The 11,941-nt window shown below is 66.8% G+C and carries 13 protein-coding genes and 1 pseudogene; 9 read left to right on the top strand and 5 right to left on the bottom strand.

What is annotated here, in order from left to right:
- Positions 1 to 314 precede the first annotated feature (314 nt).
- Positions 315 to 518: a hypothetical protein gene (locus Phou_RS07265; RefSeq protein ID WP_173052332.1), complete on the bottom strand. Its 204-nt coding sequence runs from the start codon at positions 516 to 518 to the stop codon at positions 315 to 317.
- Between the two features lie 363 nt (positions 519 to 881).
- Here Phou_RS07265 and Phou_RS56025 point away from each other — a divergent pair, with 363 nt between their 5' ends.
- Complete coding sequence (locus tag Phou_RS56025; RefSeq protein WP_308784483.1) at positions 882 to 1,664, top strand: reverse transcriptase domain-containing protein; 783 nt, start codon at positions 882 to 884, stop codon at positions 1,662 to 1,664.
- Between the two features lie 158 nt (positions 1,665 to 1,822).
- A pseudogene (locus Phou_RS07255) lies at positions 1,823 to 3,201 on the top strand (IS110 family RNA-guided transposase).
- Between the two features lie 53 nt (positions 3,202 to 3,254).
- On the opposite strand, the gene Phou_RS07250 reads toward Phou_RS07255, so the two are convergent.
- Complete coding sequence (locus tag Phou_RS07250) at positions 3,255 to 4,094, bottom strand: LysR family transcriptional regulator (protein ID WP_218579108.1); 840 nt, start codon at positions 4,092 to 4,094, stop codon at positions 3,255 to 3,257.
- Positions 4,095 to 4,195: 101 nt separating this feature from the next.
- Here Phou_RS07250 and Phou_RS07245 point away from each other — a divergent pair, with 101 nt between their 5' ends.
- The 7 genes from Phou_RS07245 to Phou_RS07215 all read left to right on the top strand — a co-directional run bounded on the left by Phou_RS07245 (position 4,196) and on the right by Phou_RS07215 (position 9,906).
- Positions 4,196 to 4,930, top strand: a complete 735-nt coding sequence (locus tag Phou_RS07245; protein WP_173054689.1) for an SDR family oxidoreductase — start codon at positions 4,196 to 4,198, stop codon at positions 4,928 to 4,930.
- Positions 4,931 to 5,263: 333 nt separating this feature from the next.
- A complete protein-coding gene (locus Phou_RS07240) occupies positions 5,264 to 5,494 on the top strand; it encodes a CPBP family glutamic-type intramembrane protease (protein WP_173054687.1) in 231 nt (76 codons plus the stop codon).
- Between the two features lie 73 nt (positions 5,495 to 5,567).
- Positions 5,568 to 6,722 carry a hypothetical protein gene (locus Phou_RS07235; RefSeq protein WP_173054685.1) on the top strand — a complete coding sequence of 385 codons (1,155 nt, stop codon included), beginning with the start codon at positions 5,568 to 5,570 and terminating at the stop codon, positions 6,720 to 6,722.
- A 539-nt stretch (positions 6,723 to 7,261) separates the two neighbouring features.
- The gene (locus tag Phou_RS07230) at positions 7,262 to 7,855 is read left to right on the top strand and encodes a hypothetical protein (protein WP_218578827.1); all 594 of its coding nucleotides are present in this window, start codon (positions 7,262 to 7,264) and stop codon (positions 7,853 to 7,855) included.
- A 41-nt stretch (positions 7,856 to 7,896) separates the two neighbouring features.
- Entirely contained in the window at positions 7,897 to 8,823 is a 927-nt protein-coding gene (locus Phou_RS07225) for a phosphotransferase (protein WP_173054683.1), read from the top strand.
- Between the two features lie 310 nt (positions 8,824 to 9,133).
- A complete protein-coding gene (locus Phou_RS07220) occupies positions 9,134 to 9,691 on the top strand; it encodes a DUF5753 domain-containing protein (RefSeq protein WP_173054681.1) in 558 nt (185 codons plus the stop codon).
- A complete protein-coding gene (locus tag Phou_RS07215; protein ID WP_173054679.1) occupies positions 9,688 to 9,906 on the top strand; it encodes a DUF397 domain-containing protein in 219 nt (72 codons plus the stop codon). Before Phou_RS07220 ends, Phou_RS07215 begins: the two co-directional genes overlap by 4 nt.
- A 63-nt stretch (positions 9,907 to 9,969) precedes the next feature.
- On the opposite strand, the gene Phou_RS07210 is transcribed toward Phou_RS07215, so the two are convergent.
- The 3 genes from Phou_RS07210 to Phou_RS07200 are packed head-to-tail and all read right to left on the bottom strand — an operon-like array spanning position 9,970 to position 11,937.
- Positions 9,970 to 10,296 carry a phospholipase gene (locus tag Phou_RS07210; protein ID WP_173054677.1) on the bottom strand — a complete coding sequence of 109 codons (327 nt, stop codon included), beginning with the start codon at positions 10,294 to 10,296 and terminating at the stop codon, positions 9,970 to 9,972.
- On the bottom strand, positions 10,293 to 11,657 hold the full coding sequence (locus Phou_RS07205) for a DUF4331 domain-containing protein (protein ID WP_173054675.1): 1,365 nt from the start codon (positions 11,655 to 11,657) through the stop codon (positions 10,293 to 10,295). The genes Phou_RS07210 and Phou_RS07205 overlap by 4 nt, the downstream gene beginning before the upstream one ends.
- Before the next feature lie 40 nt (positions 11,658 to 11,697).
- Positions 11,698 to 11,937, bottom strand: a complete 240-nt coding sequence (locus Phou_RS07200) for a hypothetical protein (protein WP_173054673.1) — start codon at positions 11,935 to 11,937, stop codon at positions 11,698 to 11,700.
- Positions 11,938 to 11,941 lie beyond the last annotated feature (4 nt).

Below are 11,941 nucleotides of genomic sequence, written 5' to 3'. Positions count from 1 at the left end.
AGCGTGTTCACCAACGCCGACTTCACCGGGACACAGCGGACGTACCTGCTCATGGAGAAGGACGAGCAGCTCGTACGGGCGTCCGGGGTGTGGCGCTGGTTCGCCACGAACGTGTTCGGCGCCGTGGTGCATCAGATCGACGCCTTGACCAGTGTCGCGCACCTCGGGTCAAAAGAACGGCCTCACGAACATCAAGATTTGCGGGTTCAAGGGCAGCGCAGGGGCGCCAACCGCGGGTACGTGGGACGCGGGGGATCTGGCGTTGGACTCGGCTGGGGTGTGGCATCTGTGTACGGCACCCCAGGTACCTGGACCTAGGCCGGCCCCTGGTCAGCAACGAACATGATCGCGGCAAGGAGCAGGAGCAGCGTTCCGGCGAATGCTGCTCCTCCGGTCAGGACTGCGCGGGGAAGCCTTCGGCCGTCTACCCAGGTGAGCGCGCCAGCAGCCGTGGCAACGAACGCGGCCACGATGATTGCAATTGCCATCCACAGCGCTCGGGTCGCCGGGTCGTTCATGCGAAGCCTCCTGTCGACACACCCCTCCATTGAGGAGAGATGGACGGCTGACTTCGCCTTGCTTCGCAAGATGCCGTCTCAGATCGCGGGTGTCAAGGCAGCCGCGCATCGCTTTTCGTACGGTTTGTCGGTTTCGGGCTCATCGATCGGACAGTTAGACGTAGATCAAGGCTCAAGTCGCACAAGGTGTGCGGCACCTCCCGACTCAGTTCTCGCACAGCAGGAACCTGGACCTGACAACGGAAAGGGTGGGCCTCTACCGTCACGCCCACATCAGTCCATAGTGGATGACCTCTATGACTTGCCGGGCCGCCGCGGACGCTCCAGGCGTCGGTAGCCGAGGTTCACGTCGAAGCAGAAGTTATCCATTGCGTTGGGGGCGTAATCTCGCCGGTGCTGGCAAACCTGTTCATGCACTACGCGTTCGACGCGTGGATGGCCCAACGTTTCCCGGGCATCCCGTTCGAGCGCTACGCCGACGACGCGGTCGTGCATTGCGTCAGCCAACAGCAGGCGCAGGCGATACGGGCGGCGATCGAGAACAGGATGGTCGAGGTCGGGCTGCGACTGCACCCGGACAAGACCCGGATCGTGTACTGCAAGGACAGCAACCGACGCGGCTCGCACGAGCACACGTCGTTCACGTTCCTCGGGTTCACCTTCCGCGCCCGCAAGGCCCGCAGCAGGCACGGCAAGAACTTCGCCGCGTTCCTGCCGGCCATCAGCAAAGACGCCCTAAAGAAGATCAGCCAAGCGGTCCGCTCGTGGCGGCTGCACCGGCGGGTCGGCCATACCTTCGCCGAGATGGCCCGCGATCAACCCGATCGTGCGCGGCTGGATGCAGTACTACGGAGCGTTCTACCGCTCCGCGCTGCATCCCCTCCTCCAACGCATCAACGCCTACCTGATGCGCTGGATCCGCAAGAAGTACAAACGGTTACGCGGGTTCAAGAAGGCCAAGACCTGCTGGGAGGGGATCACCGAAAGGTATCCCCGCCTGTTCGCTCACTGGCGCTGGACCCGCGGCTTCTGGGGACCAGGGGTGACAAGAGCCGGGTGACGGGAGACTGTCACGCCCGGATCTGTGGGAGCCGGGAGGTGAAATTCCTCCCGGCCACCCGACCAGTGGGCCCGTTACCTTTTTGATCGTCCCCAGCCGGGGACTGCTCGGTCGCCCGGCTCGGTATGACTTACCGCCCCTGTCGTTCGCATGATCCGGGGGTGTTGTCGCCGGGCCGGGTGGCGTCGGCGGACCGCTGATAGGGACCCGGCCGCCCCATCGTCGGGGTAGGTCTCCTCGTAACGTGGCTGCCGGCAGTCCGGCGCCTACCGGCGGCCGAGCGCCCAGGACGGCGGTGGGGAGGCCAGGCGTGCACGACCAGTTCGGCGTCTTTGTAGGACTCGATGTCGGTAAGAAGGGACACCACGCGGTCGCTCTTAACCAGGACGGGAAACGGCTGCACGACGCCACGCTGCCCAACACCGAGCCGGGCTGCGCAAGGTGTTGGACAAACTGGACCGGCATGGCCGGAGCCTGCTGGTGGTTGACCAGCCGGCCTCGATCGGCGCGCTGCCCGTCGCGGTGGCTCGGGCATGTGGGCACCAGGTGGCCTATCTACCCGGCCTGGTCATGCGCCGGCTGGCCGATCTGCACCCCGGCACCGCGAAGACCGACGCCCGCGACGCGTACGTGATCGCCGATGCCGCACGCACGTTGCCGCACACCCTGCGCCGGGTCGACACCGGCGACGAAGCCCTGGCAGAGCTGGAAATCCTGGTCGGCTACGACGACGACCTCGCCGGCGAGGTCACCCGCATCTCCAACCGCATCCGTGGCCTGCTCACCCAGATCCACCCACCGCTGGAGCGGGTCCTGGGCCCGAAAATACAGCATCCCGCCGTCCTCGAACTGCTGTCGCGGTGCGGCGGACCAGCCGGGATCCGCAAGGCCGGCCGCACCAAACTCCTCGAGCTCGTCAAGAAACGCGCCCCGCGCATGGGCGCCCGCCTGGTCGAGCAGATCCTGGTCGCGTTGGACACGCAGACCGTCGTCGTGCCCGGCACCGCGGCCGCCGAGACCATCCTGCCCCGCCTGGCCGACAACCTACGAGACCTGCTCCACCAACGCGACCAGCTCGCCGAACAGGTCGAAGGGATGCTCGATGCGCACCCTCTTGCCGAGGTCCTGACCTCGATGCCCGGCATCGGCGTCAGGACCGCAGCCCGCATCCTGCTCGAAGTCGGCGACGGCAGCACCTTCCCCACCCCCGGCCACCTAGCCGCCTACGCCGGCCTGGCCCCAGTGACCCGTCGCTCCGGCACCAGCATCCGCGGCGAACACCCACCCAAAGGCGGCAACAAACAACTCAAACGCGCCTTCTTCCTGTCCGCGTTCGCCGCCCTGGCCGACCCCGCCAGCCGCACCTACTACGACCGCAAACGCGCCGAAGGCAAGAAACACAACGCCGCCCTCATCTGCCTCGCCCGCAGACGCGTCGACGTCCTCCACGCCATGCTCCGCACCAACACCCCATACCAACCGAAACCAGCGGACGAACCCCGCCTCGCGGCTGACAAAACCCATAGGGACACCCCCCGTGGCGTACGCGGGCCGTCGGCGTCGTCGCACCGTTGGTCCATGCCGATGAGCGGGCACCGCCCTAAGCCTTGCGACGGCCCGTGATGCCTGGTCCGGCGCCTCTGCGTCTCCGCGTCCGGGGTTGTGACCGGTCCTTGTTACAGATGGGCTGCCGTGCGGACGAGCCCGGCGACGGCCAGGGAGCGGCTGTGTGGGGGCCAGGCGAGAACGGTGGTGACGTGAGGTGAGTCGGTCAGGGGGATGGCAGCGTGCGCGCTCCACAGCCACGATCGGGCAGAGGCGCAGATGACGGCCACGGTATGCCCGAGGGCGATCAGTTGGGCCAGTTGCGACAGGTCGTGGATCTCTGGGCCCGGGCCGGGTTCGTAGGTGCCGTCTTGGCGGGGCCAGCGGGCGACCGGCAGATCTGGTACGTCGCTGATATCAGCCATGGTCAGAGACGTGCGCGCGGCGAGGGGATGCCCGGCGGGCAGGACGGCGACCTGCTGCTCGGTCAGCAGGTCTTCGGTGTCGAACCCGGCGAGGGCGTCGAAGGGCCGCTGCATGAACGCCACGTCGGCGCGGCCGTCGCGCAACATCCGCGCTTGTTCTCCCATTGCGCACAGAAGTACCTCGATTTCGGCCGCATCAGGTTCGGCGGTGTGGGCATCGAGAAGCTTGCGCAGCAGTTCGTGATTCGCGCCGGCCTTCGTGGCCAGCGTCAGGCGGTTCGTTGAGGACGCGGCGCGGCGGGTGCGGCGGGCGGCGGCGGCTGCTCCGTCGAGGATGGCGCGGGCCTCGTCGAGCAGCACCTGACACGCGCCGGTGAGGGTGACGCCGCGGCGGTTGCGTTCGAGCAGGGTGACACCGAGGCGCCGTTCGAGCTGCTGAATCGCCCGGGACAGGGGCGGCTGAGCCATGCCGAGGCGCTCGGCTGCCCGGCTGAAGTGCAGCTCCTCGGCAACAGTGACGAAGTACTTGAGCTCGCGGGTCTCCAGCGTGTCCACCGCACCACCGTACTGCGCTTATACCGGTCGGGTATAACAGCGCACCGAATCGGTGTTGGGACACCGACTGCCGGCGAATCAGCATCGGCGTCATGAGCGATAAGAAGACCGCGCTGGTAACCGGCGCGAACAAGGGACTCGGATACGAGATCGCGGCAGGGCTGGGCGCGATGGGCTATCGCGTGGCGGTCGGCGCCCGCGACAAGGTCCGGGGTGAGGCGGCCGTGAAGATGCTGCACGCCGCCGGGGTGGACGCGTTCGCGGTCCCGCTGGAGGTCACCAATGACCGCAGCGTCACCGAGGCCGCAGAACTGATCGAACGCCAAGGCGGACGCCTGGACGTCCTCGTCAACAACGCTGGCATCTCGGGAGAGACGGGACCGGGGTGGGTGCAGGATCCGACAACGCTCGACCTCGACGTCGTCCGCGAGGTTGTGGACACCAACGTCTTCGGTGTGATCCGTGTGACCAACGCGATGCTGGCGTTGTTGCGGCGCTCGACGTCGCCGCGCATCGTCAACATCTCCAGCAGTGTCGGTTCGGTCACCTGGCAGGCGGACCCGAACATCGAGGTCGGCCCGATCATGGCGGCCTACTCGCCGACGAAGTCGTATCTCAATGCCGTCACCGTGCACTACGCGCGACAGTTCGCCGGCACAGACATCCTCATCAACGCCGCCTGCCCGGGCCTGGTCGCGACAGATTTCACCGGTTTCCAAGGGCGTCCCCCTCAGGAGGCCGCGGCCTCAGCGATTCGTCTTGCCACGCTGCCCGACGGCGGCCCGACCGGCTCATTCTTCAACGACGACGGCGTCATCCCCTGGTGACTCCGTTGGCCCCTTGATGAACCGATGGTCACCGATGATACCGGCACCCCGACAACCATGATCGGACATCCGCATCTAGCCGCGATCCGGGCGCTACGCAGCGTTTTATCGGCTCGAACGTGGATGGTGCTGATCTGTCGCGGATCGCGATCGGTGCCGCTGCGTTGATGGTGTTCGCCTGGTGGGTGGGTGGGGCTGAAGGAGATCTTCGGGGCGCGGCCGATCCGCGGCCGCGGTGGGATGTGGATCGGCCCGGGGCTGGCCTTCGCCGCAGTCGCGGGACATGTTGGCGGCGCCGGGCTGGCACAGTTGGAGCCGTGAGGGAAGGCGTTGATGGTGATCTCCGGCTCGTGCGTCGGCGTAGCGGAGGAGCTGGTCACCTGCGGCCTCGTCGTCGAGATGCTGCGCGACGCGGGCCACGCCGAGCGCTTCGTCGTGATCGTGTCGTCGCCGCTGTTCGCGTTCATGCACATGGCCGACCTGCTCTCCGGCATGAGGGGCGCGCGACCGTGGCGGCAAGACGAACAGTGCGTCGTCTTGTCATCCTGCCCGCGGTCTCGGTGACTCTGGCTTGATGTGAGGTTACGACGTCGTGTGGTTCCGCCCGTGGGTGTCCACGAGCCACTAAAGTTGGTGGATGTTTGGTCGCCGGCGCGTGGTTGGCAATCCCATCGTGGCGCGTCGCATGCTCGCGTTCTTTCGTGAGCTGACCGATGAGCATCGAGGCGACCCCGTGACGGTGGCCGAGCGGTATGGCCGGCATCTGTTCGCGCCGACAAGACACACCCTCGTCGACGACAAGAAGTTGTCGCGGTCGCGCTTCTACGTCGGGATCGCGGCGGGCGACGGCGTGCGCGCGTTCGCGCAGCTGACTCGGCGAGCGATGTTGATCTCGGATACGCTGCTGCTGTCGCATAACTGGGAGGGTTCCTACCACCACCTCGGCATCCGTTACGTGCTGGACCCGGAGAACACGTCGTACGGGAGTAGGTCGCGGGGATTCGGTGACTGGCGGACACTCTCTGCGGGCGTCGCCGCCGATAGCTCAGCACGGGCGGAGGCGCGGCAGCTCAACAACACGACCCAGACCTTCGGCATGAGCTGCCCCGACCTTGAAGGCTTGGGCGCGTGGATCCTCGACGCCGAGCCGTTGCTGACCGCGGGACTGGCCTGGTACCTGCCTAGCTACTCGCTGTCGCAGTACCAGGTCGTGAACGGTGAGCGGCGCGATCGGCCGCATGAGAAGACGCGCCAGATCGAGGTGGTCGATGTCGTGATGCGCAACGGGCGGGTGGTGGACGGGACGGGGCAGCCGCCGCTGAAAAGTCATCTCGTACGCGAGGTGCTACGCGCCGAGGTGCCGTTCGTCGACGGCGTCGGGCTACGCGACTTCGGCCTGGTCACCGTGGAAGAGTTCGATGCCTTCGCGTCGTTTCGCGACTTCATGCGCCAAAGCATGCTCGACCTTGATCCGGCTCTGGACGATGTGCAGTCAGAACACGCGATCGTCAGGCTCGGCCTACAGATCAACGACGGTCTGCGGTCGATGCGCGCCGAGATGGAGAAGGCGCGACGCAGGCGCGCGGTCGCGATGACGGGCGCGGTGGTCGGCTCGGTGAGTACGACGCTGGTGGCGGTCTACGGCCCGGCGCTGGCCACGGCCATCGCGGCGATCGGCGCAAGCGGTGGACTGTGGGGCGTGATCAGTGCGTACGCCGAGAACAGCACCCGATCGCTGAAGGAGAACAAGTGGTACTACGTGTGGGCGCTGTCCCGAAAAGCAAACTCCTGACGGTTTCAAGTAGCCGTGATCTGCTCGCTATCGAAAGGTGACGAGGTCCTGTGGCTCGTCGTCCGCGGGTGTTTTGGTCACGTGGGTGGTTCGTGGTGCTGGCGGAGGTTGACGTTTGATACGTCCTGGGTCTCGTTGTAGGGGTCGTGGGTTTGTCCTACTCTCCGTTTCGGGTTCGTGAGGCGATGTGTAGGAGGCGTCTGGTAAGTGGCCGTCGGGTTGCAGGAGGTATGGAAGCCGCCCGCCGCGGATGGCGGGGTGTGGGGATGCCCGTTGTGGTGGACGGTTGGCCCGTCGGGGGAGCTTGCGGTCATGTTCGTCTCGCGACGGCACCTGAGCCGGGCTGCCTACCCCGCGGGTTGGCTGGGCTGGACGCCGGAGGTTCCGTTTGAGGGTGTGCTGGTTGTCCGCCATGCCGATGGATCGGTCCGTCATCGAACCATCGAGGCTGTCGGGATGTGCCCGAGCCACATCGGCCTGCTGCCGGACGGTCGGCTTTTGATCGTGAATGGCCGCGCCAGGATGGGGGCGGCCGGGCTTTGGACAGCGAACGCTTCTGTGTACTCCCGGATGGCACGCTGGAGGACTGCTTCTGTATCGGTGATGACGTCGATGTCCTGGTCACCGACCGTGAGGGGTCGATTTGGACCGCCTATGGCGATGAAGGCATCTACGGCGGCCATCCGCAATCCGCGGCCGGGCTCGCCGGTTGGAACCAGCGAGGGGAGATCGCCTTGGTGCCGGACGGTCGCCTTCCGAAATCGCCATTGGCGGGGTTCAGCGCCGCGACGGACGGCGATCACGTGTGGCTGGCCTGGTACTCCAGACCCGGGCGGGGCGGTACCTTCTTGACCCGAATCGAGCCGGAGACAGGCGCGGTGACCAGCTGGCCGAGTCCCGTCTCGTCTCCGGACGGGTTGGCGGTCCGTGGCCACCGGGCCGTCCTGACCCGCAGGTACCACAACAAGCGATCAACAGAAGTGACCCGTGCCGAGCTGATCGACGGGTGCTGGACCGCGACGGATCGGCAGAAGACGGAAGTACCGGGTCCCGTCGTCCTACGATGCGGCCAGGGCCGCGATGGCACCCTGTGGCTTCGCGCCGGCGACGCATGGTTCCGCATCGAGGCATAGACACAGCGATCAAGACCACACGTCTGCCCAAACGCCGATCGATGAAACTCGTGAAGCTGGGTCGAGTCGATCGTCTGCTGGCAGTCCGACTGGGACAGGTCGTGGTGGACGACCAGCGCCACCCCGGGCGAGGCATCGACGAATATCGCCGGCTGCGTCGACGACTCGCCGACCACGCACGCAGCAGTGACAGCGAGAGCATCGCTCGATCCGCATGCGGATCTGCCGATGAGCGGATGTTGCTCGAGATCGCCCCGTTGGGTGAAGGTGATCGAATGGAGGAACAGGACGAGTGGCCGCTGGCGGGTGGGGCTCAGACCGAAGGGCTTGTACGCGTAGGAGACACGACGCGGCGGCCACCGCACCACCGCTCGCTGTATGTCGACGCGCTCCTGCTACATCTGGCTGAGGTCGGCTTCGTCGGTGCTCCCCACCCGCTCGGCTATGACCACCATGGGCGGCAGATCCTGACGTTCGTCGACGGTGAGGTGCCGCATGCCGCGCCCTATCGGCTGTCCGACGCTCGGATTCTCAGCGCCACGACGCTCATCAGGGGTTTCCACGACGCGACAACCGGCTCGCCGCTATGCGCAGGTCTGGAGGTTGTCTGTCACGGCGACCTTGGACCGCATAACACCGTCTTCCGTGGTGAGGAGGCGGTCGCGCTCATTGACTTCGACGCGGATGTGGGCCCCGGACGGCGTTTGGACGATTTCGCGCACGCGGTCTGGTGCTTCGCGGACTTGACCGAGGCAGACGTCGCAGTGGCCGAGCAGGTCCGCAAGACACGGCTGATGTGCGACGCATACGTAGACGTGACACCAGCAGCCATCGTGGAGGCCCTTACCGCGCGGTTCCACCGAGCCCGCGGTCAGCACCTCGCTGCCGGCCGATCGGGCGGGGTGCGGGCATTCGACGACCTGCTGCAATGGATGAAGCGGTTCGGCGGACGGGTTGCAGCGGCATGACCGCACCGGCGCGCGCGGCCCATCAGGAATTGCCATCGCATATCCGCTCATGCCGCGATCCGCTCGCTACAAAGCGTGGCGAAGTGGCCCAGTTTGACGCCGCCAGGAACTCGTCGCGGTCGGGTGTGGCACCGTGTTGTCTCGTGGACGAGTGTTGATCGTTCGTGCCGGCGCGCTCGGTGTGAAGGTGCGGCCGGCGGGGGAGTGGGTGTGTCTTGGGTCACCCTTCTCCGCGTTTGTGCTGGTCAGCCCCGCGCTGGCGTTGGGATGAAGCAGATACACTGCGGGGACCGTCTACGACCAGACGTTCGTGGACTACCCGTGGCTGGAGTCGCGGTCGGAGGAGATCTGCACCTACTCCACGATGGTGTTCCCCGGCCTCGTGCAGACGCGTGACTACGCGGAGGCCGTCATCCGGTACGCGGAGGGTGCGCAGGCAAACCAGCAGAAGATCGACCGTTGGGTGCGGCTGCGCATGGAGCGGCAGCTCATCCTCGACGAAAAGCCGCCGAAGCGCCTCGCGGCGCTCGTGGAGGAGGCGGTGCTGCACCGGCCGGTCGGCGGTCGACTGGTGCTCCGCGCCCAACTGGAGCACCTCGCCCGGGCGGTGGAGCGCCCCCACGTCGAGATGCGGGTGATACCCACCGGGATCGGTTTGCACGGCGGGCTCAACGGCGCCTTCACGCTCTTCAAGATGCAGCGGCCATACCCGGAGGTGGCCTATGTGGAGCAGCTCGGCGGGCGACTTTTCATGGAAGCGTCTCGTGCGTACCGCTACTCGAAGGCGTACGATGCCTTGCGGGAGGTCGCACTCAGCGCTGCTGAGTCGATGGCGCTCATCGCAACACTCGCAGAGGAGTTGTCATGAGCGAGTCACTGCCGGGCGTGGCCTGGCACATCAGCACCCGGAGCGACGGCATCGGCGGCAACTGCGTCGAGGCCGGTCCACTGGCCGATGGCAGCGGCCGGGTCGCGGTGCGGCACAGTCAGTCGCCCGATGGCGCCACGATCGTCTACACCCGCGGTGAGTGGGCGGCGTTCGTCGAGGGCGTCAAGGACGGGGAGTTCGACTTCACCGCCTGACGTGCCGCGCTGATTGGGGGCAGGCGTGCCTGCCCCCAATCGGGGTCCATAGTGGACAGCGCCCTACGGCTGCTGCCACCACTCGATCTCGGTGACCGCGGCGCCAGCCACGACGACCGTGCCGGCGGGCTCGGTCTTCGTGCGCCAGATGGTGTACGGGCCGGCCGGCAGCGCGGGAAACACCGCGCTGTAGCGGACGCCGCTCGAGACGTGCCGCGCGCGGACCGCCACGTGTGTCCGCGTCGGCGGGTCCTGGTCCTTCGGGCTGATCTCGATTTCCCGGCCGTGCCACTCGGGCCCGGTCACGATGACGAGCGCGCCTGTGTTGCCGCCGATGTCGAGCACGACGCTGCCCACACCGGACGGACCGAGGAGATGCCGCGCGCTCATGACGGGTTGTTGAAGCCGTCGTAGGGAACGCCCAGGTACGGGAAGCGGGCCAGGAAGGGTGCAGTCACGTCGTCCGCGCTCAGCCCCTGCTCCAGGATCGCCACCGCGTCGTCGGGCTTGAAGTCCTTGTCCACCAGGGCAAACGTGGCGCCCGCCACCGCTCGGAGGGAGATCGAGACCACGTCGTCCCGCACCCGCCGGCCGTTGGGAAAGCCGGCGAGGTCGCCGCCGAGCACGCCTAGGCGGTTTTCCTTCTTGCTCGGCGCGATGTCCGTGTTGAGGCGCAGCATGTCCGCCTGGATCTCGCCGGTGCTGTTGGTGAAGCCGTCGATCAGCCCTTCGGGGATGCCGGTCAGCAGCACCGCCACGAGGTCCGCGCGGGGCGTCCTCGCCTTGTTGAGCGCCTCCAGGTTGTCGAAGACACCTGGGTACAGCACGGGCAGGAGCCGCGCCAGCTCGGGCTGCTCGACGAACTGGGCGAAGTTCTTGTCCTCGGTCGGCGGGAGGCTGTTCCACAGGTCCTTTTTGGACATCGGCACGATGACCTCGTTGAAGAGCGGGTTGCCGAGCCGGGACACCTGCACGTTCGGCCCCACGTACACGTCGTCGTGGTTGTGTCCGTGCAGCACGCGCACCTGCCGCCGGCTCGCGGTCGTCCACACGCCGATGACCGGGCTTGACTTGCCGCGCAGGTCCTTGATGGGCACCTGGAGCGCGATGCTGTGCACGTTGACCCTGTCGGTGGCGTTTACCGCGTCACCGGCCTTCTGGAAGGCCTTCTGGCCGAGCAGGTGCAGGTTTTGAAACGGGCGCAGCGTGCCGAGGTCGAAGATCGAGCCGAGGTCGACGAAGAAGCCCTCGGCCCGCTGGCCCGCGAAGACCCTCTCGCCGGTCTTCAGCTTGAACGTGGCGTCCGCCGCCAGCCCCTTGTAGTCCGGGATGGACAGCGGGCCCACATTCGCCGGCGGGCAGGGCACGTTGCGGGCGAGCACCCGCGCGTGGCCGTTGCCGTCCACCTTCGTCACACTGTAGAACTGCCGCCGGTTCCAGTTTTCGCTGTCCAGCGCCTCGATAGGACCGGTGTTGTAGAGGAACGTGTTGTCGTCGTTCAGCTTCGTCTGGAAGCGGAACTGGTACGTCACGTCGGCGTGGCCGTCACCGTTGTTGTCGACGTGGATCTCGTACAGCACGTCGTCGCCGAACTCGAAGAAGTTGGGGCCGGCCGACGGGATCTGCAGCGGCACGTAGTTGGCGATCAGCGTGACCGTGTCGGGACGGTCGGGGCTGACGAACGCGTACAGGTCGGTGCTGTCGGCCACCGGATCCTTGGATATCTCCGGCGCCTCACGATGAGAAGACATGCGGAAACCACCTCACAAGGCTGGGGAAAGGGAGAAAGCGCTACTTGCGGCGAGCGGCCTTGGCCATGCGTGCGGCCAGGTCGCGGTCGCGCACCTCGATGCGCCGCTCTCCCGCGAACACGTCGAGCCGGCCCGTCCGCAGGTCCTTGACCTGCACGACGATGCTCTCGCCGGGTGCCGCTCCGGCCTCCTCGAACGCTTCGCTGAGGCTTGCCACGCTGACGACGGCGCCGCCGACTCCGACGGTGGCCGCGCCGAGCAGCACATTCCGGCGGCTCAACAAC

The organism is Phytohabitans houttuyneae, from assembly GCF_011764425.1.
In the GTDB taxonomy this organism is placed as follows: Bacteria; Actinomycetota; Actinomycetes; order Mycobacteriales; family Micromonosporaceae; genus Phytohabitans; species Phytohabitans houttuyneae.
Note: the sequence above shows the minus strand (reverse complement) of the source record. Positions and strands in the feature narration are given on the sequence as shown.

Excerpts from the sequence above, each read along its gene's own strand:
- Phou_RS07265 (WP_173052332.1), bottom strand. The coding sequence starts at position 518 with ATGAACGACCCGGCGACCCGAGCGCTGTGGATGGCAATTGCAATCATC.
- Phou_RS07245 (WP_173054689.1), top strand. The coding sequence starts at position 4,196 with ATGAGCGATAAGAAGACCGCGCTGGTAACCGGCGCGAACAAGGGACTC.
- Phou_RS07240 (WP_173054687.1), top strand. The coding sequence starts at position 5,264 with ATGGTGATCTCCGGCTCGTGCGTCGGCGTAGCGGAGGAGCTGGTCACC.
- Phou_RS07235 (WP_173054685.1), top strand. The coding sequence starts at position 5,568 with ATGTTTGGTCGCCGGCGCGTGGTTGGCAATCCCATCGTGGCGCGTCGC.
- Phou_RS07225 (WP_173054683.1), top strand. The coding sequence starts at position 7,897 with ATGAAACTCGTGAAGCTGGGTCGAGTCGATCGTCTGCTGGCAGTCCGA.
- Phou_RS07215 (WP_173054679.1), top strand. The coding sequence starts at position 9,688 with ATGAGCGAGTCACTGCCGGGCGTGGCCTGGCACATCAGCACCCGGAGC.
- Phou_RS07210 (WP_173054677.1), bottom strand. The coding sequence starts at position 10,296 with ATGAGCGCGCGGCATCTCCTCGGTCCGTCCGGTGTGGGCAGCGTCGTG.
- Phou_RS07205 (WP_173054675.1), bottom strand. The coding sequence starts at position 11,657 with ATGTCTTCTCATCGTGAGGCGCCGGAGATATCCAAGGATCCGGTGGCC.